The organism is Protofrankia sp. Cj3 (assembly GCF_917627355.1).
Lineage (GTDB): Bacteria > Actinomycetota > Actinomycetes > Frankiales > Frankiaceae > Protofrankia.
The window spans coordinates 9,134-9,762 of the sequence record NZ_CAKJTR010000201.1; the positions used below are offsets into that span (position 1 = coordinate 9,134).

At 47.2% G+C, this 629-nt stretch carries 2 pseudogenes; both read right to left on the bottom strand.

Annotated features, from left to right (window positions below):
- Positions 1-190: pseudogene (locus MJ783_RS19965) on the bottom strand (hypothetical protein); the annotation flags it as partial.
- Positions 187-629: pseudogene (locus MJ783_RS19970) on the bottom strand (hypothetical protein); the annotation flags it as partial. The pseudogenes MJ783_RS19970 and MJ783_RS19965, both read right to left, overlap by 4 nt.

Here is a 629-nt window from a genome sequence, read left to right on the forward strand (position 1 = left end):
GGTCGATCGCGGTTTTCTGGGCGGCGAAGCTGAACACGGACGAGGAAAGATCCGCCGCCATATTCGCGAATGCGGCACCCACCGACCCCAGGAAATTGCCACCATTATCGGAAACGGCATCCCTGATACCAGCAAGAGGATTGAATCCGATTGCGAGGAGTTGTCCGCTTCGTGCGGCCACCGCGCTCACGTTGTCGGCCTTCCTATGTAGGTAAACCGTTGAATTGCTTCTGCTTCCCTACTTGTGATAGGAGGTGTGCTCGGCCCGTCGGTTGCTTCGGAAAGTTTCCAATCTTCGCTGCTCCATGATACTTTACAAATATCCGTCCCCCATTTTTCTTGTGGAGACAGGTCTGAATTGTTGTCGCCGTAAACTCCAATTGAAGATGTGGACCAAATTGAGACGGTCACCTCATCGTTTTTATTGAAAATAGTTTTATATCCAACAACTCGGAGCGAGAAGCCAAATTTTGGATCATTTATTGAAGAAATGGAGAACTTTTTTTCTATTTCTGCATTAGAGTTTATTATTTTTTTTGACAGGGGTTCAATGCTGGATTCTAGGGCAATTGATTTGAATATGAGGCGAATTCCCCCTCCGCTTCGCATGCTTGGATCTTGAATTGCTG